The sequence below is a fragment of the Acinetobacter sp. CS-2 genome (assembly GCF_016599715.1).
In the GTDB taxonomy this organism is placed as follows: Bacteria; Pseudomonadota; Gammaproteobacteria; order Pseudomonadales; family Moraxellaceae; genus Acinetobacter.
The window spans coordinates 1,160,230-1,183,802 of the sequence record NZ_CP067019.1 but is presented as its reverse complement, the minus strand read 5'-3'; the positions used below and the strand labels follow the sequence as shown (position 1 = coordinate 1,183,802).

General features: G+C 44.7%; 32 protein-coding genes. 2 read left to right on the top strand and 30 right to left on the bottom strand.

Features of this window, described 5'->3' with window-relative positions; genetic code table 11:
- Nucleotides 1-80 precede the first annotated feature (80 nt).
- The 16 genes from JFY49_RS05810 to JFY49_RS05735 all read right to left on the bottom strand — a co-directional run bounded on the left by JFY49_RS05810 (nt 81) and on the right by JFY49_RS05735 (nt 12,267).
- The gene (locus tag JFY49_RS05810; RefSeq protein ID WP_200224422.1) at nt 81-371 is read right to left on the bottom strand and encodes a phage tail assembly protein; all 291 of its coding nucleotides are present in this window, start codon (nt 369-371) and stop codon (nt 81-83) included.
- A gap of 3 nt (nt 372-374) precedes the next feature.
- Nucleotides 375-884 carry a phage major tail tube protein gene (locus JFY49_RS05805; protein ID WP_200224420.1) on the bottom strand — a complete coding sequence of 170 codons (510 nt, stop codon included), beginning with the start codon at nt 882-884 and terminating at the stop codon, nt 375-377.
- Between the two features lie 13 nt (nt 885-897).
- A complete protein-coding gene (locus JFY49_RS05800; protein WP_200224418.1) occupies nt 898-2,313 on the bottom strand; it encodes a phage tail sheath subtilisin-like domain-containing protein in 1,416 nt (471 codons plus the stop codon).
- Nucleotides 2,314-2,416: 103 nt separating this feature from the next.
- A complete protein-coding gene (locus tag JFY49_RS05795) occupies nt 2,417-2,938 on the bottom strand; it encodes a hypothetical protein (protein ID WP_200224416.1) in 522 nt (173 codons plus the stop codon).
- The gene (locus JFY49_RS05790) at nt 2,898-3,941 is read right to left on the bottom strand and encodes a phage tail protein (RefSeq protein WP_200224414.1); all 1,044 of its coding nucleotides are present in this window, start codon (nt 3,939-3,941) and stop codon (nt 2,898-2,900) included. Before JFY49_RS05790 ends, JFY49_RS05795 begins: the two co-directional genes overlap by 41 nt.
- Before the next feature lie 2 nt (nt 3,942-3,943).
- A complete protein-coding gene (locus tag JFY49_RS05785) occupies nt 3,944-4,477 on the bottom strand; it encodes a phage tail protein I (RefSeq protein ID WP_200224412.1) in 534 nt (177 codons plus the stop codon).
- A gap of 2 nt (nt 4,478-4,479) precedes the next feature.
- Nucleotides 4,480-5,442: a baseplate J/gp47 family protein gene (locus tag JFY49_RS05780; protein ID WP_200224410.1), complete on the bottom strand. Its 963-nt coding sequence runs from the start codon at nt 5,440-5,442 to the stop codon at nt 4,480-4,482.
- A 7-nt stretch (nt 5,443-5,449) separates the two neighbouring features.
- On the bottom strand, nt 5,450-5,782 hold the full coding sequence (locus JFY49_RS05775; protein WP_179989887.1) for a GPW/gp25 family protein: 333 nt from the start codon (nt 5,780-5,782) through the stop codon (nt 5,450-5,452).
- A 3-nt stretch (nt 5,783-5,785) separates the two neighbouring features.
- On the bottom strand, nt 5,786-6,412 hold the full coding sequence (locus JFY49_RS05770) for a phage baseplate assembly protein V (RefSeq protein ID WP_200224405.1): 627 nt from the start codon (nt 6,410-6,412) through the stop codon (nt 5,786-5,788).
- Nucleotides 6,409-6,978 (bottom strand): hypothetical protein, encoded by a 570-nt coding sequence (locus JFY49_RS05765; RefSeq protein ID WP_200224402.1) that lies wholly within the window; start codon nt 6,976-6,978, stop codon nt 6,409-6,411. Before JFY49_RS05765 ends, JFY49_RS05770 begins: the two co-directional genes overlap by 4 nt.
- Nucleotides 6,963-7,481: a phage tail protein gene (locus JFY49_RS05760; RefSeq protein ID WP_200224400.1), complete on the bottom strand. Its 519-nt coding sequence runs from the start codon at nt 7,479-7,481 to the stop codon at nt 6,963-6,965. Before JFY49_RS05760 ends, JFY49_RS05765 begins: the two co-directional genes overlap by 16 nt.
- Nucleotides 7,468-7,806: a hypothetical protein gene (locus JFY49_RS05755; RefSeq protein WP_200224398.1), complete on the bottom strand. Its 339-nt coding sequence runs from the start codon at nt 7,804-7,806 to the stop codon at nt 7,468-7,470. Before JFY49_RS05755 ends, JFY49_RS05760 begins: the two co-directional genes overlap by 14 nt.
- Entirely contained in the window at nt 7,806-8,108 is a 303-nt protein-coding gene (locus JFY49_RS05750; RefSeq protein ID WP_200224395.1) for a Rho termination factor N-terminal domain-containing protein, read from the bottom strand. Before JFY49_RS05750 ends, JFY49_RS05755 begins: the two co-directional genes overlap by 1 nt.
- Before the next feature lie 59 nt (nt 8,109-8,167).
- Entirely contained in the window at nt 8,168-10,153 is a 1,986-nt protein-coding gene (locus tag JFY49_RS05745; RefSeq protein WP_200224393.1) for a phage major capsid protein, read from the bottom strand.
- Nucleotides 10,153-11,715 carry a phage portal protein gene (locus JFY49_RS05740; RefSeq protein ID WP_200224391.1) on the bottom strand — a complete coding sequence of 521 codons (1,563 nt, stop codon included), beginning with the start codon at nt 11,713-11,715 and terminating at the stop codon, nt 10,153-10,155. Before JFY49_RS05740 ends, JFY49_RS05745 begins: the two co-directional genes overlap by 1 nt.
- A 6-nt stretch (nt 11,716-11,721) precedes the next feature.
- On the bottom strand, nt 11,722-12,267 hold the full coding sequence (locus JFY49_RS05735) for a hypothetical protein (RefSeq protein ID WP_200224390.1): 546 nt from the start codon (nt 12,265-12,267) through the stop codon (nt 11,722-11,724).
- A 225-nt stretch (nt 12,268-12,492) separates the two neighbouring features.
- Here JFY49_RS05735 and JFY49_RS05730 point away from each other — a divergent pair, with 225 nt between their 5' ends.
- The gene (locus JFY49_RS05730) at nt 12,493-12,849 is read left to right on the top strand and encodes an Arc family DNA-binding protein (protein ID WP_200224389.1); all 357 of its coding nucleotides are present in this window, start codon (nt 12,493-12,495) and stop codon (nt 12,847-12,849) included.
- A 3-nt stretch (nt 12,850-12,852) separates the two neighbouring features.
- Nucleotides 12,853-13,461, top strand: a complete 609-nt coding sequence (locus JFY49_RS05725; protein WP_200224388.1) for a hypothetical protein — start codon at nt 12,853-12,855, stop codon at nt 13,459-13,461.
- Between the two features lie 46 nt (nt 13,462-13,507).
- Here JFY49_RS05725 and JFY49_RS05720 read toward each other — a convergent pair whose 3' ends face one another.
- The 14 genes from JFY49_RS05720 to ltrA form a co-directional block, all read right to left on the bottom strand.
- On the bottom strand, nt 13,508-15,493 hold the full coding sequence (locus JFY49_RS05720; protein WP_200224387.1) for a phage terminase large subunit family protein: 1,986 nt from the start codon (nt 15,491-15,493) through the stop codon (nt 13,508-13,510).
- The gene (locus JFY49_RS05715) at nt 15,486-15,989 is read right to left on the bottom strand and encodes a terminase small subunit (RefSeq protein ID WP_200224386.1); all 504 of its coding nucleotides are present in this window, start codon (nt 15,987-15,989) and stop codon (nt 15,486-15,488) included. The genes JFY49_RS05720 and JFY49_RS05715 overlap by 8 nt, the downstream gene beginning before the upstream one ends.
- Before the next feature lie 158 nt (nt 15,990-16,147).
- Entirely contained in the window at nt 16,148-16,645 is a 498-nt protein-coding gene (locus JFY49_RS05710) for a hypothetical protein (protein WP_200224385.1), read from the bottom strand.
- A complete protein-coding gene (locus tag JFY49_RS05705) occupies nt 16,645-17,094 on the bottom strand; it encodes a glycoside hydrolase family protein (protein WP_200224382.1) in 450 nt (149 codons plus the stop codon). Before JFY49_RS05705 ends, JFY49_RS05710 begins: the two co-directional genes overlap by 1 nt.
- A gap of 2 nt (nt 17,095-17,096) precedes the next feature.
- Nucleotides 17,097-17,477 carry a hypothetical protein gene (locus tag JFY49_RS05700; RefSeq protein WP_200224379.1) on the bottom strand — a complete coding sequence of 127 codons (381 nt, stop codon included), beginning with the start codon at nt 17,475-17,477 and terminating at the stop codon, nt 17,097-17,099.
- Between the two features lie 151 nt (nt 17,478-17,628).
- The gene (locus JFY49_RS17640) at nt 17,629-18,261 is read right to left on the bottom strand and encodes an Ltp family lipoprotein (RefSeq protein ID WP_265092678.1); all 633 of its coding nucleotides are present in this window, start codon (nt 18,259-18,261) and stop codon (nt 17,629-17,631) included.
- 59 nt (nt 18,262-18,320) lie between these two features.
- Nucleotides 18,321-18,716 carry a hypothetical protein gene (locus JFY49_RS05690; protein ID WP_200224377.1) on the bottom strand — a complete coding sequence of 132 codons (396 nt, stop codon included), beginning with the start codon at nt 18,714-18,716 and terminating at the stop codon, nt 18,321-18,323.
- Between the two features lie 8 nt (nt 18,717-18,724).
- On the bottom strand, nt 18,725-19,180 hold the full coding sequence (locus tag JFY49_RS05685; protein ID WP_200224374.1) for a hypothetical protein: 456 nt from the start codon (nt 19,178-19,180) through the stop codon (nt 18,725-18,727).
- A 503-nt stretch (nt 19,181-19,683) separates the two neighbouring features.
- Nucleotides 19,684-19,947 (bottom strand): hypothetical protein, encoded by a 264-nt coding sequence (locus JFY49_RS05680; RefSeq protein WP_200224371.1) that lies wholly within the window; start codon nt 19,945-19,947, stop codon nt 19,684-19,686.
- A 6-nt stretch (nt 19,948-19,953) separates the two neighbouring features.
- Nucleotides 19,954-20,169, bottom strand: coding sequence for a hypothetical protein (locus JFY49_RS05675; RefSeq protein ID WP_200224369.1), 216 nt, complete (start codon nt 20,167-20,169; stop codon nt 19,954-19,956).
- Complete coding sequence (locus JFY49_RS05670; RefSeq protein WP_200224366.1) at nt 20,166-20,528, bottom strand: hypothetical protein; 363 nt, start codon at nt 20,526-20,528, stop codon at nt 20,166-20,168. The genes JFY49_RS05675 and JFY49_RS05670 overlap by 4 nt, the downstream gene beginning before the upstream one ends.
- Nucleotides 20,525-21,280, bottom strand: coding sequence for an ATP-binding protein (locus JFY49_RS05665; protein ID WP_200224364.1), 756 nt, complete (start codon nt 21,278-21,280; stop codon nt 20,525-20,527). The genes JFY49_RS05670 and JFY49_RS05665 overlap by 4 nt, the downstream gene beginning before the upstream one ends.
- Complete coding sequence (locus tag JFY49_RS05660) at nt 21,277-22,197, bottom strand: replication protein (protein WP_227609553.1); 921 nt, start codon at nt 22,195-22,197, stop codon at nt 21,277-21,279. The genes JFY49_RS05665 and JFY49_RS05660 overlap by 4 nt, the downstream gene beginning before the upstream one ends.
- A gap of 107 nt (nt 22,198-22,304) precedes the next feature.
- Nucleotides 22,305-23,546 (bottom strand): group II intron reverse transcriptase/maturase, encoded by a 1,242-nt coding sequence (ltrA, locus tag JFY49_RS05655; protein WP_004826931.1) that lies wholly within the window; start codon nt 23,544-23,546, stop codon nt 22,305-22,307.
- Nucleotides 23,547-23,573: the final 27 nt, after the last annotated feature.

Here is a 23,573-nt window from a genome sequence, read left to right as displayed (position 1 = left end):
TCTTAACGCTTGAATTTCTGACAGTGGCCATGAAGTATATGAAGCCAAGCCCAGTACAAAAGCACGGATGTCTTTTGCACTTATGATGTAAAAAGTTTGAAGGCTTCCTGCATACGGCTGTAGTTCTTCAACGTCATGCTTTTAATATGCTCTGGTGCTACGTCGCACAGGTTTGCCAGCAGGTTGATTTCCTGCTGCGCTGCGCCTTGTCCCTTGCTCTGTAGTTCTGCTGCCAGCATGTCCTGAACCGTCGGCTCACGCAGGGTTAAAACCGACACCTTGGCACCATCAATATCCACCGCTTTACTGAGGGTAATCTGATAGTCACCTTCAGCCGTTTCTGTAATGTACTCTGGTAGTTGTTGCGTCATTTTTTACATTCCCAATGCTGAACGGATATCTGAAAGAACGTCTTTACCATTGATGATCGAAACCATGTTGATCACGTCGATTTCATGGATCACAGCGCCATTGATGGTCTTTTTGTAATAGGTCAAAGACAGCTCATATTTGTCTTTTGGCACTTCGCCAGCCTTGGCACCACCCTGGGCAATCTTGATAATTTTCCCTGTCAGGTTGTGCACGATACTGCCCACTGTACCGTCAAAATCCTCCATGGCTTCACGCACGGTAAACTTCACCTGTGCACCTTCACGCACGCTGAATAACGACATCACATCTTTACTGGCTGAGCTCAAAGTAAAGTCAGCCACCAGCTTTTCCAAACCGGTGGTCAGGTCAATCGGTGCATCCATACCGCCAGCACGGTATTCTTCGGTCTGCAGGCTGAGTTCTGGAAAGTTAAACTCATCAGTTTGTCCGGCATAACCACGACCATCTACAAACAGGTTGAAATTCTTGCGAATATTCTTTGCTACGCTCATGCTTTATGCCCTCTTACGCAAAAATGTCTTTGATGTGGTCATCCACCAAATGCGAGCGGAAAATAATGTGCTCTGCTGGATAAACTGGCGTGAAGTCAAAGTCAAAATAGACTTTACCTGATTTGATCACCAAGGCCGAATTCAGCTCTGGATCTGCCCAACATTGACCACCCAAAATCGCCCCGATGTTTTTCAGGTAACGTAGGTATTCATTGACACCTTCGACCACATCATTCACATAGTTCTTGGTGATGCCACGATCCACCGCCAACAAATGCGCTGCTTTCAATGATTCGTCGATCATGTCTGCCGTACGCACCACACACAGGAATTGCCATTTAGGATCACTGGACAATGTCCGGTTACCCCATAAACGATAGCCGTTTTGACGGATGATGGTGGTGACATTTTTTTCATTCAGCAAATTGGCGCGACAGTTCGCGTCACCCATCTGGAAATCAATCGCACGTGCTGTACCGACAATGCCGTTGATCTCCTGATTTGATGGTGACCACCACCAGCCACGATCATTGTCTGACTTGGCAATCAGGCCGGCAACATGCGCACTTGCCCAAGATGTCGCAATTGCGCCTGTACTATCAATTTTCAATGCTTTTGGATCAACCAGGAACACACGCTTGGAACCGAAGTCACCAGAATACGCGATTGCATCGGCATCATTGGTATTCGGGCCATCGGCAATAATTACAGATTTTAAACGTTCAGCAATGCCAATCATTTCCGCCACTACGGCGTTACCCACGGTGCCCACAGTGATGCTGAATGTCGCACCAGTTCCTGCACCCGCTCCGGCTGGAAGTGCCAAGGTCGGTGCAACTGCATAACCACTACCCGGATTCACAATTGCGGTACTGGTGACGATGCCACCCAGAACTGTTGCGGTAATCACGGCACCAGTCCCTGCACCAGTCACTGTCAGGTTGTAAGTGCCATCGGTATAGCCTGTACCGCCAGCAGTCACGCCAACAGTCAGCACGCCGCCTGAAGTGCGGGTTTGAGTAAAGCCTGGTGCAAGTAGAATCTTCGGTACGAAACCGAGCATGTTTTCTGCTGCAAGGAATGCATGTACGCCTTCATACTGACCCGTAACAGCATCCACACCGCCCAAAATATTGGCCAGTGTTTCGGTGTCTGTCAGACCTTGCTCGACACGGACCACCACTACCACGGCGCCGATCTGGTCAAAGATTGAATCAATCGCGTCTGGTAATGTACCGGTTGTACCGAGTTTGGCGGCTTCAAGGCGTGAACCGGCAATGAGTACCGGCGTGTTTAAAGGGAATGCTGTTTCGTCTGCGAGTGGTGCTGTACCAATCAAACCGATGGTTGAGCTGCGTACTGTCGTGATCGGGCGTGTGCCATCATCGACAGTGACGTTCTCAATACCGTGGAGGAATTTGTCTGCCATGTGTGAATCCACAATCTTGCTCTGATTTTGGATTCATTTTTGAGGATTTATGGCGGTTTTTCATTATTCAGTTTTTCATACTGAATAGTTTGAATACTGTCCTTTATAGTGTTAATGCTTGTTCCCACATCTGATCAACTTGATCATCCGTCCAACCTAATGCCGCGATCATCGACAATGTTGTTGGGTGCGTACGCTCAATATCCCGCACACTATCGAACTCAATTTTGGCGCGTGGGTTTGCAGCAAAGATTGCGTCAATCTCTGCAGTGTGGCCGTTTTCGTACATATATAGATTGAATTGCCGCTTTGTCAGAACTGGAACTGTTGCCAGATATGCTGCGCGTTTTTCGGCATCAGTACGCGGATCTATCCATGCTGTGCCGTTCCAGATGTGAAACTGATCCGGTCGTGGTGGTGATACAGTTAGGTCAGGAAAGATAATACAGCCACGATTGATCTGGTCGAGTAATTTGTAATGTTGTTCTTCGGTTATATCAATCAAATCATCTGGTAGATCGATATATTCAAGAGAATCATCATAAAATGCTTGTTTTGATGCGCTGAATTTTATCATTTTTTTATTACCACCCGATTGCGAATACTGATGCTGAAAATGCTTCATTTCCAGCCGCATTATTACTAGCAACACGATATGCTCTAAGCACAGTACTCGAATTAGTTTTTGATTCTACCGAAACAGTACACTCATTACCTTCAATACCACTGCCCGTATTATTGGTAACAAACACGTGAAGAACACCGTTAGGGAATGCAAATGGGAAAGTAAATGTAGCTGTTTGGTTTGAACTGATTGGTGATGCAATCGGTGGGAAAGTTACAGTGCCCCATTGTTCAATTTTTCCAGATAGGTATTTTTGATGACCCGTTGTTCCAAGCACGGCATTGAATTTATCGTTGATAATTTTCCCTTGCTCAGCCGTCAATACTTTATCTGTTCCACCAGTGACCAAGTCATTGACCAATTGAACAATACCCGTATGCGTAGTTGAAGCTTTTTTCAATTCATCATCTGGTACATAACCATCTACGCCGAGGCTAGCAGCACCACCGGCAATTCCGACTTTACTTGCTTCAAGTTTATTATCTTGCAGAGCTTTACCTTGTGCTGCAGACAACGGCTTTCTTGCATCTGCTGTAGTCAGGTTATCTACAATCATATCTTGAGTGACATAGACAAGTGAGCTATCCAGCGTAATATTTGCAATGCCGCTGTCTACAATATTGATCGCAAACTTCAGCTTGTATTCACGAGTGCCATCTGTAGACGCTTCTTTAAAAATCGGTGCTACAGATCCGTCACTGATCAAAACAGCAGTATCCGCAATCAACCCGACTTCACGAATATAAAAGCCACCAACATCACTTGGAATAATCGCTTCAACAATCAGACGATTGGCGATTATTGGATGTAAGTAATAGTTGGATGGTGCAACGCTGTAGACTTGATTGACCAGTGCTGTGCGGCTCTTATCTGGTGTCGGCACGCTACCGTTACCATCGCCAAACACCACATGAGTAATATTGAGCTTAGTTGCTGTTGCAATGGCATTTGCAATCTTTGCATCACCATTGTTGGTTGTGACGTTATAAAATTGAGATGCCATGTTTATGGTCCTGGATTACATTCAAAGATAATGGAGTCCTGCATGGCAATAATGTTGCCCATATTCAGCACAGGATTGGATGTGATGTTGACGGATGAAATACGGCGGCTGGCTGGCTTGGTTTCATCAATCAAACGGTTTACTTCTTTGTAGGTTTCTTTGGTTAGTTCTTTACCGACCAGATCCAGCTCTAAATAAAATGTCCCAGGGATACCCACCGGATTGGTCTGCCACCACTCCACCAATTTCACCGCATAACCAAAGGGTTCTAGTGCTTTCTTGATGGCGTACGGCGTGCCTTTTTTACGATGCTGATCAAATGCCTGTTTTAAGCGGCTACGTTTTAATGATGGCATCCAGTCAAACCGCCAGTAATCCACTGACAATTGCACAGCCAGGAAATCAAGGAATACATCCGGAATACTGTCCACATTGATCATGCTGTTTAAACGACGCTCAAGATTGGTCTCTGCACTTTTTGCAATTTCCAGCTTGTACTCAAGCTCTGTCGAATTGGGCGGTAATAAGGTGGTCATATCTAGTACGCCGCTACAGTGACAGTTACACCAGTGCAATAACCAGCCTGCGTCTGATCAATCAGAATGTCTGCTGCTGGCGTCGTGATTTCAACGTGTTCAATCCCATCCACATGCAATGCTTTAAAAATGGCTGAACGGCGGATTGAACGACCAATGCGCTTCTGATCCTCAACATAAGCAGCCAAGTTTGCCTGAGCTTGTTCCAATACACTTGCGGCCTGAGCGGTCTGTTCTGCATAAATCGTAGCGGAAATGCTGTAATTCACTGCTGTCACACTTCGCACAACGGCTTTGTCACAGCATGGACGTACCGTTTCATCATCCAAAGCAGCCTGCACAATAGCGATAAGCTCTGCTGATGCTTCACCATTGATCGAATCATTTTGCAGCACATAAATATCGACATAGAAAAGCGTTCTGATTAAGTCGATTAATTGCTGCTGCGTTAGGTTCTCCAACACAATATTGGCGAGATCCACCTGAGGTGATACCACGGACACATCACCAACACGACCGTCGGCAGATTGCGCATAAAACTCATACGCGGATGTAGGACCGGCAACACTTAAACCATCCATTGCCAAAATATAGCGGTAACGCAGATCATCATCGCTTTCCATCACGGCGGCCGTGGTTTCTGTAGCCGGCGTAATGGTTAAACGCTTTAATCCACGGTCAGCGACCAGATTGTCCAGATTCGTTCCGCTTGAATAAAGCACCAACAGTGATTTGACGTCTGTATTTCTTTGCTGCCGGAATAACAGCTCACGATAAGCACTTTCTTCAAGCAGCTTAACGATAGGTTCAGATTCGTAAGCCAGTGTTTCGGTCATTGCAGCTTTTGCAGCTGCATCGGTGTATAGAGCAAGAAAAGCAGCTTTTCGCTGCGCAAAGATCGTTTCAAAACTCAGTTCTTCAATAAGTTCTGGCGCTGCAATCGTGCTGAAATCTGCTAAGCTCATATAACCCTTACTTGTTAATTACAATTCCATCCAGTCTCACAGCCTGACCATCAATCAGATATTTACCGGTGATGCTCAAAGTGATTGACCCAACCACCGCGCTGGTAATATCTACTTGCTGCAGTTGAATCCGAGGTTCCCAAAGATCCAGCGCTTCAGCAACAGCGGCATAATAGTCCACCAGTGTTTCCCGGTTGACTGGCGCGTCGATCAGCTCAAACAGCCGCGAGCCATAATCACGGCGCATTACTCGGCTGCCAATCGGTGTGGTCAGTATGTCAATAATGGACTGTTTCAGATGTTCCAGTCCTTCTACAGTTTTTCCCGTGTCACGACTCATCATTTACAGCACCCCGCCGGTATTGCCACCGCCTGTCTGCACGCCAGTATGCTGATGTGTCGCACCAATGTTTTTGCCGTTATGGGTTAATGTTCCGCCACTAATGGCCACATTGCCGGTAATGGTTGCCGTACCGCCACCAGCACCCATGGTCAGTGATTTGGCCACCGATAAATTACCGGTGCATGTGGTGTTCGGCGCGTCAATCGTGACGCTTGAAGCCGCTTCAATGTTGGCCTCGTTACATTTGATCAGGACCGCGCCAGATGATGCACTGGCATCAATCGTCAGCGTATGGCTGGTTTTGTTGTACTCAATGACCGTGCCATCTGCATAGATGGTTCTCGGATTGGCATCGCTGCCGGCATCCGGGAAAAGGTCCTGAGAAATCGAACCAACAATCACGCCTTGCGATAATTCTCCACTGGGAGAAAGGACTACCACTTGTTCCCCGACACTGGGCGCATGGTATTGCCGATCATCCCCGGCACGCTGTTTGGTCCAGGTCAGACCTGAAACGACTTCACCATCAAAATCAACAGTGGCCATACCGCCAGCAACGGATTGAACCCGGCCATAGCGGATTAAATTTGCCAGTAATCGGTCTGTTTGTGATGCTTCATAACTCATGGCATCACCTGCTGATAATCATCCGCATTGACAGTACCGGTATCAGGCGCATAACTAAAAACGGGATTATCCGGTGTCACTTCGCCGGTTTCATCCCAGATATTTGCACCAATGCCGAGCTGCATGGAGAAATCCACCCGCCAGACTTCAAAACGGTCCAGTTCCGGAAAGAAATCATCTTCGACAATGGCATCCACCGTGGCATGACCTACCGCCGAATTATTCAAGGCGTGAAAGCGTTTGTTTTTAAAAATGTAATAGGCCAATTGAACGGCCAGTTTTTTAATATTGAGTTTGGCGTTTGGCTGGTTAAAGGTATCAATCACCCGTGCTTCAAAACGTGCCACCAGTGGCAACTGTTCCGTGCACATATCGCCTTCAGGATCCAGTTCCAGTTCCGGCAGGTCCAGAATTAACGCAGGCAAATTCTGCTGGCTTGGCGCACGGCGTTCTTCTTCCTCACGATAAAACTCGACAATTTTGAACTGCGGGAATTGAGCTTTTAGTTTTTCAACAAGGGTGCTGTGCAAAAGCTCCAGATCAGCACCGGCTAACGCATTTGCCATTTCAATTCATGCTCCAATGTCTTAAAAAACTGCGCGTGAAAATCGACTGAATTAAATTCAGCACCTTCCAGATAGCTGTCTGCTTTGGCCTTGATGGTTTCGGCCTGTTTTTCGATAGGTAGGCGTGCCTTTCCGACACGTTTGAAGACTTGATGCTTGGTTTTACTGATAAACGCACCATCGACACGGCGCTTGCCGGCAGATACACCACGTTTGGTCTGTCTGGCACCCAGATGGATCAGCGCCACATCATTCAAACCGTAGAACAAACGGATAGAAAATCCTGCACTGGTTTTCACAATCGAGCTTTTTTTGAGGCGGCGGCGGATAATCCTTTGCGGCATTTCCAGTTCTTTACTTAAACCACGTGCAGTACGAGTCTGTAACCATTTCGCCATGCGGCTAAGGGTTCGCCTTAAAGCAGCTTGTGCCTGTTTTTCAGTAGGTTCCAGTTCATCAACAATGGCCTGAATCCCTTCGGCACGAATATCAAGTTGAATCATCTAGTACCTCAAGTTTCAGCATCGACATGCCGGTGCCATCTGGCTGAGGATAAGACATGATAAAAAACCGTCGACCATCACCCAGCATTAAAGTATCTTGGCGTTTGATTCCAACGGCATCTATTTCTTTACAGGTAAAGCGAGGCTGAGCATCGTCAACCTCATATTCTCCAAGCTGGGCATTCAGATACGGCTCATCAAAGATACCGGTAATGTTCCGGCTTGCTGATCCATTGGCAAACTCAACCGTGGCGGAAATCGCAAAACCGCCAGCAGCATCCGTCTGCAGAAAAACATCCAGATTTTCCCAACTTGGCGCAGGCATTAGTCAGCCTCGTGTGCAGCAGCAGAAATCTTTTCAATCAGCTGTTCTTTGGTAAAAGAGGCCGGATTCTCGATCTGGTATTCAGCCGCCAAGGCCACCAGTTCATCCTTTTTCATTTTGGATAAATCAATGGTTTCCTCATGTTCATCATCCTGAACGGCATCCACCTGGACCAATGTGCCACGGCCACGGTGCAACAACTCTCGTGCAAATTCCTGAGTGACTTCTACTTCTTCACCGGCTTTACGGATCACACCACTAATCACAATCGCTGAAGTCAGTGCAATAACTACTTTTGACATATTCATCACCAAAATTATGAGTTAAAACAAGCCACGTGATGTGGCTTGTCCTTTAGCTATTAGATGGCAGGTTTCACACCGTAGCAAATAGATTCATTGTTACGCAGAGCAAAATCTACGTCCTGGAATGCAACGATACGCAAGCCACCAGATGTGCTCAGTGCATACGGATCAACAGTAATATCCAAACCACCCCACAAACCGATGATCAGATCAGCGAAATTACCGAAGAACACATCACCAGCAGCGATCTGGTTGGTTACTTCAGTACGGTAACCATTGACAGTATTGCCTTGTTCCCAGATAGTTGCTTCTGTGCCTGAACCGAATTTTGCTGTAGTTTTCAATGCACCACGTGTGGTTGCATTCACAACATAGGCCATGCGATCCACTTCGGCATTGTCGGCAGCCACGGCAGTTTCCATACTCACCAGTTCAGCAAATGTCGGATCGGTTGCAGCAAAGTTCACTGCATTGATGCCCGAAATATTTTTCAAACCAGTAGGTTGGTTATTTAAACCAGTACCGTAATAACCAGCACGGTCAAGTTCCAATGCAATCGCTTTGTTTAAGTCATTCCAAACTAGATTTTCAGCATCTGGAGTGCCTTGTTGCAGCAATTTACGGGTAATGTCGGTGTAAGCAGCAACAGTATGTGGTGACAATTTACGTTGACCGACTGATGGTTGTGAACCGGTTGACGCTTCGCCTTCACCCACCCAGTAAGCGGTTGCACCACCAGTTTGTTTAGGAATATCCACATCACCCACAAGGCCATTCATCATGTAACCCAGTTGAAGTAATGTTGTGCGCTTACGTAACAGGTCAATAAACAGATCAGAACGATGATCTGTACCCACCAAAGTTGCACCAGATGTATTTCCACCGATTTCAAATGCACGGCTTAAAACGTCCGCAGGAACCATGATGCCTTGTGCACTACGACCATAGGCTTGTGCTGCTGCTTCAGAGCATTCACGCTCAAATGCTGCTGCTTCAATATCTGCCTGAGTTGCACCGGGTAACATGGCACGCACAGCACGCATCAATGAGAAACGGCGAACTTCATCACCAGTCATGCCAATATTGGCATTTTGTACTTTTGGTTTTTCAGTAATGGGTTTGCCTTGTTTACCGTGCTGACGCTCTAAAATGGCAGTCTGCAATTCAGCAGGGGTTTTGTTATCATCAATGTACTGACGTACCAGATCAGAAGCACCGAAACGCTCACCCAGTTGCATCAATTCAGCAACACGTTTACGTTCAGTTTCGGCACCACGTTGCGCTGTATCATCTGCTGCACGCACGATTTCGATCTGGCCGAAACGCTCACCATTTTCGTTGACTTGCTGGCGGCAGTAGTTGCCATTCGCATCGGTAAAATATTCAAACTTCATATTGAGTGCTCTTTGCTGTTTCGCTGGAGTAGCTGCTTTAGTTTCATTTTCAGCATTGACCAGCGGTTTTTCATTATTCAGTTTTTCACCGGAACGCCCCACACCGACAGTGATGTCAGCAGGTACAGACACCAGTGAAATCTCGTAAGGCTCCCAGTCGGTGATCAGATACACATCGTCATCTTCACGGGTTTCTTTTAGTTTCGCCCCAAGTACGCGGTAACCTACCGATACCTGCTTACGGATACCGTCTTTGACATCCTGGAAGATTTCTTCAGCACGGGATGAACGGCCAAAACGTACCACGGCGCGTCCTTTCTTGTCGGCATCTACACGAACAGATTCCACTACCCCAACCTGATCATCCCAGTCATGATTGATCAGCAACGAACCGCCAATGATGCGATCCATCCGCATGGCGCCAGATGAATGGTCCAAAACCTCATAACCAAACCAGCGCTCCACTTCTACTTCACTGGAAAAGGACAGCTCAACCGTGCGTTTATCCTCATCCACGGACGCACGCTCAAAAATGAATGAGCGGGTTAAGGCTTCCTTGTTAAATTCTGGCAGCTGTGCCTGTGAGGCTTCACGGGTAAAGCTCATGCCCGCTAATGCCATTGCAAAATTCACTCGATTTGTACGCATTACATACCCTCTTTTGGACGACCTACAGCGCCTGTTTGTTTACGGCCCATGCTGGCCAGTACCATTTCTTCTGCAACTTCCTGTGAAATGCCCTGACCCACCAGTTCATCAATCATGGCGCGAGTATCACGAGCAATTTCAGCCCATACGGTTTGTGGGTCTTTGCCCTGTTCACGGATGATGGCACCTGGTGAAGTCAGCATGTTATTTTTGGATTTTTCAGCAGCAGCAACATCACTGGATGGATCAATCCATTGCCAGCGCCGCGGCTGCCATGACACTGCTCTGTAACGATCAATATCAACTGCTTTAAGTGGCAAATTTCCTTTTGAAATCTGACCACGAAGTAATGCGTACTCAAGCCATGCGTTATAAACCGGCTCAACTAGCGATTCGATCAGCCATTGCTGTAACTCTTTCCAGTGTTCACGCTCATCCAATGTACCCTGACGGATCGAACTGAAGTTCACACCTTCCAGATCAGAGGCCAGATTGTTATAAAGCACGCCCATACCAGCGGCCATCGAGCGCAACATGGTTTTGTGAAATGGCAGAAATTCACCGGTCGGATAGTTGGGTGACCATTCTTTCAGTTCAGCACCTTGTGGCAGTACAGGAAATTCACCGGCCTGTGATTCAATCAGAATTTCATCTTCCTCTGAATCAAACTCAGGCCCATGCCCATCCTTCCACTGGATAAAGCCCATCTTGTTTGCTGATGTACGCGCATTAATAAGTGCTGAATCTTCAAACTCGGACAACTGACGCATGCGGAACAGGCTGGTTGCAGTCCAGGGCAAGCCACGTTTCTGTCCGATAATTTCTTCCAAATAACCATGAATGATCTGATCAGCTGGCACTTCGATATAGTTGCCACTGCCGTGTCGATATTGGGTTTCTTCTTCAGTGTCTGCATCAAAAAAATAAGACACTGGGCGGCCATATTTGTTGAACTTAATACCCTGTCGGATGAAATAGCCATCTCGTAAATTTGCGCTATAACTCACTGGGCAACGCTGGGCATCAATCAACTGAATTGAAAACCCCAATGGCCCTGCATCATCACCACGAATAATCCGGGCAAAAAATTCACCATCCTTGGCTGCTGAAATCACACATGAACGCTGAATGGAGCGCCATGACTTCTTGCCTTGAATATCACAGTTCTGTTTTTTGCTCCATTGCTCCCAGGCTATTTCAATAGCATCACAGGCTTTATTGTCCAACTTACCAGCTGCTGTTCTGATCTGTGCCTGAAGTGTCACGCCTTGCGGACCAACAATATTCTGATGGGTTAAACGCAGGTATTGCTTGCCATAATCATTGTTTGTGCATTGTTCACGGCTACGAGCAACAAGCGTACGCTGATAACGCTCAATGATCAGATCGGCAGTCATCGGTGTAGATGGCCAATTGCTAGTTAAACGATTACTAACACCGGCCTTAAACATGCGTACTGCATTACGGTAAAGACGACGACCCTTGTTTACTGACTCAATCGCCGCATTTTCAATCTGGGTAACATGCGGAACATCAGGAATCTGGCTTTTAAAACTAAACATACGCACTTACTCCAACGTCACACGGACAACTTGACCAAACAGGCTTTTGCCTTTGGCCTTGGCTTGTTCACGTGCGACTTCGGCACGGTATAAAGAGCGCAATTTCAGTAAAGTTTCTAAGGGTGTCCGGTACAGTTCACGGTTATTGATGCGGTAACGTTCCTGATCCAGTGACGCACGCCCCTCGATCACCGCTTCCAGTGCGGCCAGTGTTTTCTGTGCATGGCTGCGCAGGTCTGTACTGGTGTTAATCGCAGATAAATCGGCAATAATTTCCAGCACACCACTGTCCAGTTCTTCAACTTCACCGGAAATATTGATGGCACGTAATGAATAGCCGTAATGCCCGGCCTGGTAGGTTTTTGTGGTTTCAGCGGAAATATTGAAGAGATGCTGGTTGCCATCGGCAGTGGATTGCATGTTTATGCTCGTGGCACCACGCAGATAAACCACCAGTGACCAGCCACCCGTTGCAGGATATGCGGTTAAGTTAAAGCTATGCTTAAACGTCACACCTGCCGTAATTTTTGTGGGGAATCGTACATAACTCATGAAGAATGATTACCGAAAATGCGCTTTTTCTAGCGTCAATCTTCGATAATCAGCGGGTTTTTTTCATTATTCAGTTTTTCATGACTGTACCTTGAACGTAAATGTATCAGGAAAAACCATGAATAAAGGTTAAATAAAAATCATATTTGATCCAAAAATAAACCATTGTGGTTTATTTTATTATCTGTTATTTTAAATTTACCAATTTTAACTAGGTAGAAAAAAATGACTGAAGATGCTCAACTAAAAATTAGACTTCCCCAAGATTTGAAATCAATTATTGAAGGCAGAGCAAAACTCAACCATAGAACCATGAATGGTGAAATTGTAAGTATCCTTGAGAAATCATTAAAAAGTGAAACCAACTCTGGCCGCTCAATTTTTTTTAATGATATGAATTGCGTAGATAACATTAAAGAAGTTTCTCTACGAGAACAGCAAGACTACATCATGAAGTGTATTTCAGATTTATTTTATGAAAATCCTGAATATGATCTGATCAACGTGGAAACACTTAATGACGGTTACAAAATCCGTTATTGGTATTCAATTCCTGCTAGTCAAGATGCGCGTAGGAAGTAAAAAATGCTAATGAGCATCTTAACCTTTCTTGCTGAAAACTATCATGTAATTGGTAGTTCTACAGCATTAACACTTCTCTTAACTAAATTATTAGATAAGTATATCCGTAAGGATGAGCTTAATTTACAAGCAAAACTAAACACAGACGTAGAATTGTTAAAAAGTCAATTAAGTCATCAAAATTCCAGGTTACATATCGCATATTCAGGCGTTTACCAGGAACAAGTTGACGCTTTAAAGAAGCTCTATTCATTATTATTAGATTATGAATCTTCTATTCATCAAAGACGGAACCCATCTAGGCTTGATCAACAACAAATTAATCCAAGTACAGTCTTAGATGACTTTAAAACGGCTTTTTATGAGAACGCAATATTTATACCTAAGAAACTCGAGGAGAAAATATTGCATATAATTGGATTCGGTTTTTCTAGCTATACGCTGGATAAATTCAAACAGGCTGAGGTAAAAGCTATCCAAGGTGATATTGATACCGCAAACAAACTTAGTGAAGAGGGTATTCAAAAAGATGCTGAATTCCGTACACTGAGAGATGACTTTAGATCTGAAATAAGAAGAGTATTAGCAATAGATGAAGAAAAAGCACCATAATGATCTGACCCCAATAAGGTGCTTTTTTAACAATAAAGATTCGCACTCATTTCTTGTTCCCGAACACCTTACGCTTTTTAATGATCGTAGCCGGCTGCACTGCATCCACGTTATTTTCAGCAACTTTCGCTTTCTTGCGAATGATGGTAGATGATGATTTCACTGGTTCATCAGATTGAACAGTACGAATATGATCGCCACCCATCGCCACACGTTCCGCAATGCGTTTTAAATTTGGCTGCATGATTTTCAAAGCGGCCAACGCATACACACGACAGTCCAAGCCCTCGTTACGTGCCCGGTCTGGCTTGTGCCATTCGCGGATCGGCTGGCCTTTAATGTAGCGCGTCACCAATTTTTCAGCCGTTAATTGCCGATACCATTCTGTTTCCCGTTCAATCGGGAAATGACAATAGCCCGGCCCTTGTTTGTCCAGATCCAAACGACGCATCACTACCAGTTTGGCTTCATCCGTGCCGACAATGAACAGGTCAATTTTACGTTTGTCTTTACCCGACTGTTTACGCTGTGGGCTTTGCACAATTGGCATACCCCAACCACCACGGCCTTTAATAGCAAACAGTTTACGGTTGCGGCGGCTTTTCACGTATTCATAGGCCCGTTGTGTATAGCCAGCTGTACCACCGGTATCCAGACACGATGCTGAAATCGATAGCTGAGCACCGGATTCATGCAGATAGGTACTTTCCAGAATATCGTCTAAATCTTCCCAGACTTCTTCACCCAGTGGATCACCCCATAGCACACGGTAATCAATCGACCAGCTTTCCTCACCTGCTCCCCAAGCGACAATTTCCAGTTCTAAACGGTCCATCTGCATATCGATGCCGCAGGTGAGATACACACCACCATTGGGCACCGTGGATTTGTACTCTTCAGCCCGGTTTTGCAAGGTTTCCGGATCGGCTTTATCACCTTTTTCCTCGTAGGTTTCACCCAGTGATACGTTGACGAATACCTGCAAATCATCCAGTGCCAGCTTGTCCAGATAAGACTGCACGATATCGCGCATTTTACGGAATGTGGACAGCATTTCCGGTGCATGAAAACTGATATGACCATGGAACGGTTTTTCTGCCTTCCAACCATGTCCCAGTTTTTCCGCATTACGAATGGCGGCAATCCGTTCGCCATCGGTCCAGACCTGACCGCAACACTCACAGCGATAACCGGCGGTTTCCGGATGATGTTCCTGGTCTAAATCTTCACGCGCATCCTGAATATTGCTGGATTTACGCCCTTCCCAGGTGACATTTTCCCATTTTAAAAACTGGGCTTCACTACAATGTGGACATGGCACGTAATAACGGCGACGGTCACCATTTAAAAATGCCGTTTCAACACGGCTGACACCTTTCACCGTAGGCGTACTGGACTCAGTTCTAAGCGACTGGTCGCCAAACGTGGCTGAACGCTGTGAAAGCAACTCGACCGGATCGCCCTCGGCTGTAGCCTCCATCCCGTCGATCTCGTCCGCGTGCGTAATCGGTGCTGAACGTGAACGCAAGGTTTTTGGTGAACCTGCCCAGCTGAACATCAGCCATCCACCGACATACGAAATCATGCGGCTGTTATTCACACCATCGCGGCTACGCGGCTTTGCCATTTTTTCTGAAATGGATTTATTCGCCTCGATCATCGGCCGTAATTTGGTTTCGAGAAAGGTCTGAACGTCACCCTGCGTAGGTTGGACAAAGATTTGTGATTTAGGTTCATGCGCAATGAAATAACCGGTGGCACATTGCTGAATGGTGGTTTTCCCCAGCTGTGCACCAGTCATGTAAGTAATACGGCGCACACCATATTCTTTAATGGCATCGATCATGCCACGCTGGTACGGTGCATTGTCAAAATTGATTGGACCAGGTATGGCATTCCCCACCGGAATTTTAATATTCTTTTCAGCCCATTCGCTTGGCTTGATGTCTGGTGGCGGGATCAGGTGCTGCATTGAACGTCTAACAGCATCCAGAACAGAACCAAAATTACTGAAAGTGGATAAATCAGTCATCTTCATCATCCTCAAAGTCAGATTCAGCTGAAGTTTCCAAAGCCAGGACTAATTCAGTTTTCAATTTTTCCTTGAATACTCGTTCATCCGTTTCACCCAGTAACTGCAGAACCGCACGTTGAGGAACGTTCATGACATTGGCACGAATCGCAGCAAAGGCCATGGCTTGAATCCGTTCAAATTCCGCAATTAATGCCACTTCACCTTTTTTTGTGGCCAGTTCCAGCTCTGCTAATTCCGTTTCTGCTTTCTGCTTACGGATCCGCAGCATCTCAATGTCATCTGGAATGCCGCCAGTAGCTTCTTCCACATCTCGATCACGCAACCATTTTGAAACATGAGCTGTATTGAACTGCCATTCCTGCCCTTTTCCACCACCCTTTTGAACAACTGGACAACCTTGGCGAACCCAAGAATCGATCGTATTGAGCGCGACTCCAAAAACCTCTGAAAGCCCCGTCCTGTTTACGATTCGACCCTTTTGTGTGACTGACATAAAAGCACAAGTTCCAGCTCAAATATGGTTGAGATATAGATGTTTAAACCGGTTTGAAAATTGACGCAGATGTTGAACCACGCGAGGTCTTTGCCCCCGCTTGGGGTGCCCCCTGGGAAGTACCTTGAGAAACTATTATTTTTAAACAATGAGTTACATCACGTCTGACCATTACACACCTCCCGATCTTGCTCTAGGAGTTGCTGCGCAGCTGCTAGTTGCTCTGCGACTTGGTCTGCCCTTGCGGCTTGACGAATAAGAAACTCGACATCTGTGTCGAGAAGTCCGCCTGTTGTTTCTGCATGATTGCCGCTGGTGCTGCTGGCAACTGAGGACACATCGGGACATTGTTTGGCTTTGAGTGACTCACGCAACCTAACATTGTTAGTGCGATACTCATCAATAGTGCTATTCGCATTGTGCTCGATTTCCTTGTGTTTGGCAAGATAGTTGGATTCAATTTGCTCTTGTTTAGCATAAGCAATACGCTCACGTTGGAGCGCCTTGCCTACATCAGCCTTCAGTTGCTGAATCATGCTCTCATAACTATCGATTTGTTCTGTTCGTGCTTTCTTATAGCCATAATCATAACTGCACCAGGACACATAAGAAATGAATGCAACACACAACAATCCGATAATTAATCTGATATTCATTAGAATCCTGCCTTAATGACCCATTTGCCTGTGCGCATCTGTTCTGCATGGCGCTGAGCACGTGACGGCGTTTGCTTGGCCCATTTTGAATTCATCATGCCATTAGCGGCCTCTGTGTATTTTCCTGCCTGGATCATGGCTAATGTGTTCTTAAAACCGAGTAGACCATCGACACCCATCTGAAAAGCCATTGATAGCAATACGCCACGGCGTGCATCATCAAGTGTTTTAATCCAGGGTAATTTTGCTTCTAGTGCAGTAATGCGCTTTTGAATATCGTTCTTCAATAAGAAAGCTGACTCTTCCGCCGTGATTCCACCGCCGTTGCGCTTGTCGATCAGGCGCCCCACACCGATGGTTGAGTAGCCGAGATGGTCCTTGTACTCGGTTAAGACCTCGCCTTCCTCAGCACGTAATAAACGGGTAATTTGCTGTTCAAAGTCTGACATTACTATTTCCCCTTACCTATCCAAGCCTTAAACAGTTCGACAAAATACTGACGCAAGGACATTTCCTTCCATGCGCCAGACTTGATGTAGCTAATAATTTCCTGAAAAATCAAACCACCGAACGAACCAAGTAAAAATCCAACTGCCCCAGCACTAGCTACATCAATAGCCCATCCGAACTTGCCGGAAATGAGAACAACTAACTGCGTTAAGTAATGCGCCATAAACGCACCAGACAGAATAAAAACAGCATAATCAGCAGGGTTTTTGAGTTGGTCTTTATGGTATCTAGTCACAATTGCGGCTCCTATTGCACCAGCAATGAAATACTGAAAATCCCCTAAAATCTTCATTAAAGCTGCGTACAAATCATGCAAGTTCATTATTTTGCAAGTCTCTTGGATTCATTTTTGACAATTTCACTTTATTCCATGTTTTTATTCATTATGTAGTTTTTCACCAGGTAATAAAAAAGCCCCTCACATTGAAGGGCTTTGGTTATATTAACTTATGCATGGATCATTTTTAATCAGGTTATGAACAAGCGCCAGCTTGTTGTGCTCCATATCTAGCCTGATCCACAGTGTACTTACTACCCGCACTCGATGAGAGCTGCTCAACAAGGCCACTGCAAGAGAATCCTGTGAGCTCAAGATATTGCTTTGCAGATCTGACTGCCTGCTCATTCCAGTCAACATTCAAACTATCAACTGCAACAGTAGCATCAGCAACATCATAACCATCACCAGCACTGGATGACAGTTGCTGTATAAGTCCATCACGTGAGAATCCAGTAAAGCTCAGATAATTCTCTGCTGATCTAACTGCATTCAGTTGCGGTCTGGTTAGGCTTTCCCCCACTGGCTCTGCTGGTAGCTCTTCTTGCTTAGTTTCGGCTTGAGTTAGGACTTCACTCACTTCCTCTTGAACCTCTACTGCTTTTTCTTTCTCAGCATCTTTTACGGCTGCTGCTTGTGCTTGAGCCTTCTCTTCATCCGACATGGTTGCATCAAAAATTAAAGATGAAATAATCATGCCTACAAAAAATACTAAAAATGCTTTCCCTCTGGTCTTCATTTTAACAACGCTTGGTTTAATTAACCCGATAATTAACAAAATGAACAAAACTAAAGTTAGTATTGCAAACAACCCATTAATAAATGACATATTTATCTCTTTTCTTTGGTTCTAAAGTTTTACTTATTGATTAATATATCACCTAATAGTTAATTAGTGCCAGAAGCAACCATACAAACCGCACGCGGCGTTAAATCAAAGAACTCTGCAATCTGCTCTTTTTTAAACCCCTGCTGCAGCATGGCCTTAATGCCTAGATTGCGATTTTTCAGGATAATCTGTTTGCACTGGGAAAGTGTTAATAGCTCACCGCCAAAATGTTGGCTAAGTTTATACGCATCCTCATAACCCAGCATTTGCACCAGATTATGTTTCAGATCAAAGTTTTTCAGCTTTGGTACATATAACAATAACTGTCCTGCACCCTGTCGTTTTTCGACCTTGTAGCGCGGACACTTACTCACCAAATACAATGCCTTTTGTCTGCCCAATACTTCAGCAATTGCGTGTAAATCACCTTTCAAATCTGAAATATCGTCCTGCATACTGCCCTCTAAAATAATTCTGACTTTTCAATGGATGGTTTATAGAAACGGCGAAAAACCAACATTGCTGCATCACGAGCATGCTCGTTGGTGCGACCTGACCAGCCTGTTCTTTTTTTAAATACATCTGCTTTTGTTTTAGTTGCGTTTGCTTTTGGATGGATCATGATGTAATTCAAATCTTGTTCTTTACACCAAGATTCCCAAATTTGAGCATCACGCTTAACAGATCCAACCCCTTGCGCCTTTTCTCGCCCACCTGTAAACCAAGTTCGTAAACGTGCATCTTCGATATAAAGTTTTATGTTTTCTTTTCCATGCTCAGTTACTAAGTCATTAATATTGGCCATAGCTTGAGTAATGGATAAACATTCAACTTTTTGCAGGTCTCCACCGTTGCCACTATCAATAGCAACGGCGAAACCGGTGTTTACTCCTGTATCTATGCCAATGAGGATTTTCATTCATCGTCCCCATCATATTCATCAGAAAACATTTCGTCACAAGTCCTTTCAAATAGGCAATCTGTACAAATTAAATCCCCATCCTCATCAATAACTACATCATCATGTGTTCGACACTTCCCACATTCAGCATCATCTAAAACCAAGTATTCATTAATCACCACACACCTCCAATCTCACCTTAAATTTAAATAATCTTTACTAACCAAATACCAATCGCTATACCGATATACACACAAAACAACCCAAATAACCAATCATATGAATCCGAGCTATTTGTCGATCTATCATCACAACCTATAATCCGTATTGGAGGTGCAGGAATTTGTGGTGGTACAGGTATTTTAGGATTATGGCAAGGCTGATACCCATTCCCGTGACTACCGTTAAACTTTGTGCATGCAATACACTTTCCACATCTAATCTTGGTCATTCAATTCACCAATCTTCATTCGCTTCCCATCCCTGTTCCAACAATAACTCTTCTTCTAAATTTAGGTCTGTCATGCAACCATCCCAAATAATTGTTTTGCCTTTCCACTTAGGTAATACCGGTACTCGCTGTTATTGTTTCCAACGGTATAAACCAACCCCATTACAACTAAGCTTTTCAAATATCGTTGTACTGCTCGTTTCGAGAGATTTGGCAATGCTTGAGCTTGAATTTCCGCAGAAGTAGCAACCTTTGTATTTTTGATTGCAAGCAACACATCAATGCCCCGATCCAAAACCGCAGCCTTGCCGTATTCAGTTTCTCGTTCATTCATGTTTCATTACCCCATCACAGCACCAAATTCACCAATCAAAGCAATTTGCTGTTCACACCAGGCTTTACGAAATGCAATCTCATCTAATTTCACTTCGCCCTGGTTGTGATCGAAAACTGTGGCCCACGCTGACCCATGCTTTGGGAGTGGCATCGCACACGTATTCAATTCAGGACTAAGCACCGCATTGCTGAATTGTGATAAGTATTGGAGTCTGGTCATGCTGCACCTGCCTTACCAACCATAAAACTTGGTGGCATTGGTAATGATTGCTCGGTTGGTCGCCACATGTGCAAGCAATATGGGTGATTGTTCACGTAGTCACTTTTAGGCGGGTGGTACTGGATTACACAATCAGTCTCACCCCAAAATAGTGACTTGATGAAGCACATCTCTTCCCAAGTTGGGCAACGTACTGGAAGTGAAACACTGACATGCTCCCAACCCATCTGATCGCTAGCAATAACAGTGAAAACGCATTTCTTGGTCTTCACCCAAAAAGCACCATTGTTTCCAAAACTCTCATTGCTACCCAATGGACCAGTAGTTATTCTGAATTTTTCAGGAACTTTAAAACTCACACCCCACCCCCTGCGCTTTTCCCTAAACGCTGATCCACCCAATTACACTCAACCAGTGTTAATCCATCATGTTGAAAACGAGACCAAAGACGATCCCCTAAATCCTTCTGCAATTCAGCCAATGTAAGATTTGAAATCAGCATGGTCGGTTTACCCGCGTCATAGCGTGAATATAAAACCTTGTGGATCAGTTGCAGGCGATTCTCATGACGATCATGAAGGCCGTATTCATCCAGGATCAGCAAGTCATACTCAGTGAACCGGTAGATTGCGTTTGATTCACTGTCATTTGCCTCTCTCTTCCATGCATTGGCAATATCATTAGCCATATCTTCCGAAGTGATATAGCGAACATAAATTCCCTTGTTCAAAAGCGTTCTGGCTATCGCACAGCTCAAATGGGTTTTACCTGTACCTGTCTTACCAGACATGATGAAATTGCGCTTTTGACCAGCAATCATGACTCTTGAGAACTCAACACAGTTGTTCAGGGCATTCGATTGTCCAGCAAAATTCGTGTTGTAATTTCTAAAGCCTGAATCCTTGTGACGCTCTGGAATCATGGCACCTGCAAAGTGCAACTCACGGACCATCTTGTTTACAGATTCCTGATGCTCCTGGTTGTTCTTGTTCACCAGGTTCTTTGCACACTCAGGACAGATTTGATTAGGTCCGGCTTGAACTTTTTGAATTTTGTGTTCAGCGCAGTAAGCCTGTACCTGTTGAAATTTCATTGAGATCATGGCGTTCATACAAAATCCTCCGGTATTTCAACTGGCTCAACATGGCCTTGGAATTGAGGAATGCCTTCCCATGCATCGTTGACGTTCAGATTTGTTTTTGATTGAGCTTTAGGCTTGTAACCACGTTTCACCCACTTCACAAAGTTGGCATACATCTGGCTGTCAGTAAGTTGACCTGATTTCAAACGTGGTTCGTAATGAGCATTGATTTCAAGTAAAACTTGGTTTGCCAGTTCTTGAGTCATTGGCATTTCGCCTGATCTTTGCAACCAAGAATTCAAAGAGTGGAGATCTGGTGTCCAGAGATTTAAAACTGCATCGACTGAATTTTCTTGCGCGTTACTCTCTTTAAAGTTTTCTTTAATATTTTCTTTTAAATCTATTTCTTTTACAGAGTGACATTTGATGTCACTGGTGGTGGTTACATTTGATGCTACTGGTGTAGTAGCATTTGATGTCACTGGTGTGGTGACATGAGATGTAACTGCATTTAATGTACATGCATTAGAAGTAGTTACATTTGATGCTACATCTTCAATAGAAATTCGATCATCTAAAGTTAAAGTGTAGGTGCTACTTTTGCCCCTTGATTTGGTGATGCTGATTAGCTGGAATTTAGCCAATTCAGCCATGCATTTGCGTACGGTTCTTTTATCCTTAATTCCGGTGATCTTCATTATTAAAACCTCACCCATCGCTTTTTGCTCAAGGTGAAATCCCTTAATGTGTCTATTCAAGAGCACGATACATTTAATTGCATCACCGTTTAGTACGGCTAAATACCCATCATCACAGATGAAATTAGGTAAAGGCGAGTACCCCTCATCTTTCTTCGACATAGCTTGTCGCTCTAATTTTTTAACAGTGGATGGGTGTAACGATATTTCGTTGTCTATCCCCTGCTTATGTGCTAAATTTGTTTTCATATTTGAAACCCCGCAAGTGTTTTGAATTAGGGTGAGTAGACCAAGGGAATTTCACCCTTAGCCCCTCGCAGAACCGGACATGAACCTCTCAGCTCATCCGGCTCCCATTATCCAACCGATGGTAAACATCCCATTTTCCAGTGCACAAAGGCATTTGGAAAATCACGCGCAAGTCGCCCTAAGGCATATCTAGCCCGTCTTTTATGACGGGCCAAGTTTTTATACTTACGCCTCATCCAGCGTATAAGATAAGCATTCATGTGTTGCCAGATCGCTGACATTGCTGAACCATGGAATCGACCATAGTATTGCTGCCAACCTTGAAGAATTGGATTGAATATTGCAGATAAATCACTTAATTCGCGATTACACATCAGATGTAGATGCCATTTCCGAATAGTCTGTCGCATTGCTTTAAGTGCATCACGACTGACTGCAGGAGAGAAATTTACATAAACTCTTTTATACTTGTCCACAGCCTTACGGGGCCTAAACGTGTACCCGAGAAAAGTAAATTGAACATCGGGATATGCTTTACGACGATTAATATCTTGGCAATAAACAATCTTTGTCTTGTCTGGATGCAATTCGAGACCACATTCACGAAATCGTGCATCGATCTTTTGTAAAACAAGTTTGGCTTGAGATAAACTCCGACAATGAATTACGCCATCATCTGCATAACGGCAGAACCGTACACTTTGAAGATGTTTCGTAATCCACATATCAAAAGCATAATGCATAAATAAATTCGCCAATAAAGGACTCACAACACCACCTTGTGGTGTGCCGCGATTCCTTTCTAAAAGATGGCCATTTATGTGTTGCATTGGTGCTTTTAACCAACGTTGCACATATAAAAGAATCCATGGAATTTCACAGTGTTTCTTGAGTGCACGCATGAGTAAATCATGGTCGATGTTATCAAAGAGACCTTTGATATCAAATTCCACAACCCAGTCATAATCCCAACTTCGTCTCCTCACTATCGCAATTGCATCATGGGCAGAACGCCCCGGACGATATCCATATGAGTTTGGATGAAATAATGGATCAATTTTCGGCTCTAATAAGAGCTTAACTGCTGTTTGCGCGACTCGATCTGCAACTGTTGGAATACCTAGTATACGCACGCCACCTGACTTCTTTGGAATCGGAACAGCCTTAACTGGCGGTGGAAAATAACTGCCAGAACAAAGTCGATTCCATAGTTTGTATAGGTTGTTCTTTAAATGCTTTTCGAATTGCTCAATAGATTCATGATCAACGCCTGGAGCGCCACCATTCTCTTTGACTTTTTTAAATGCCTCCCAGATTAACGCTTTAGGAATGTTAAATGGTTTGGTCATAAAGTTTTGCTCCTCCTGCTTGCACAG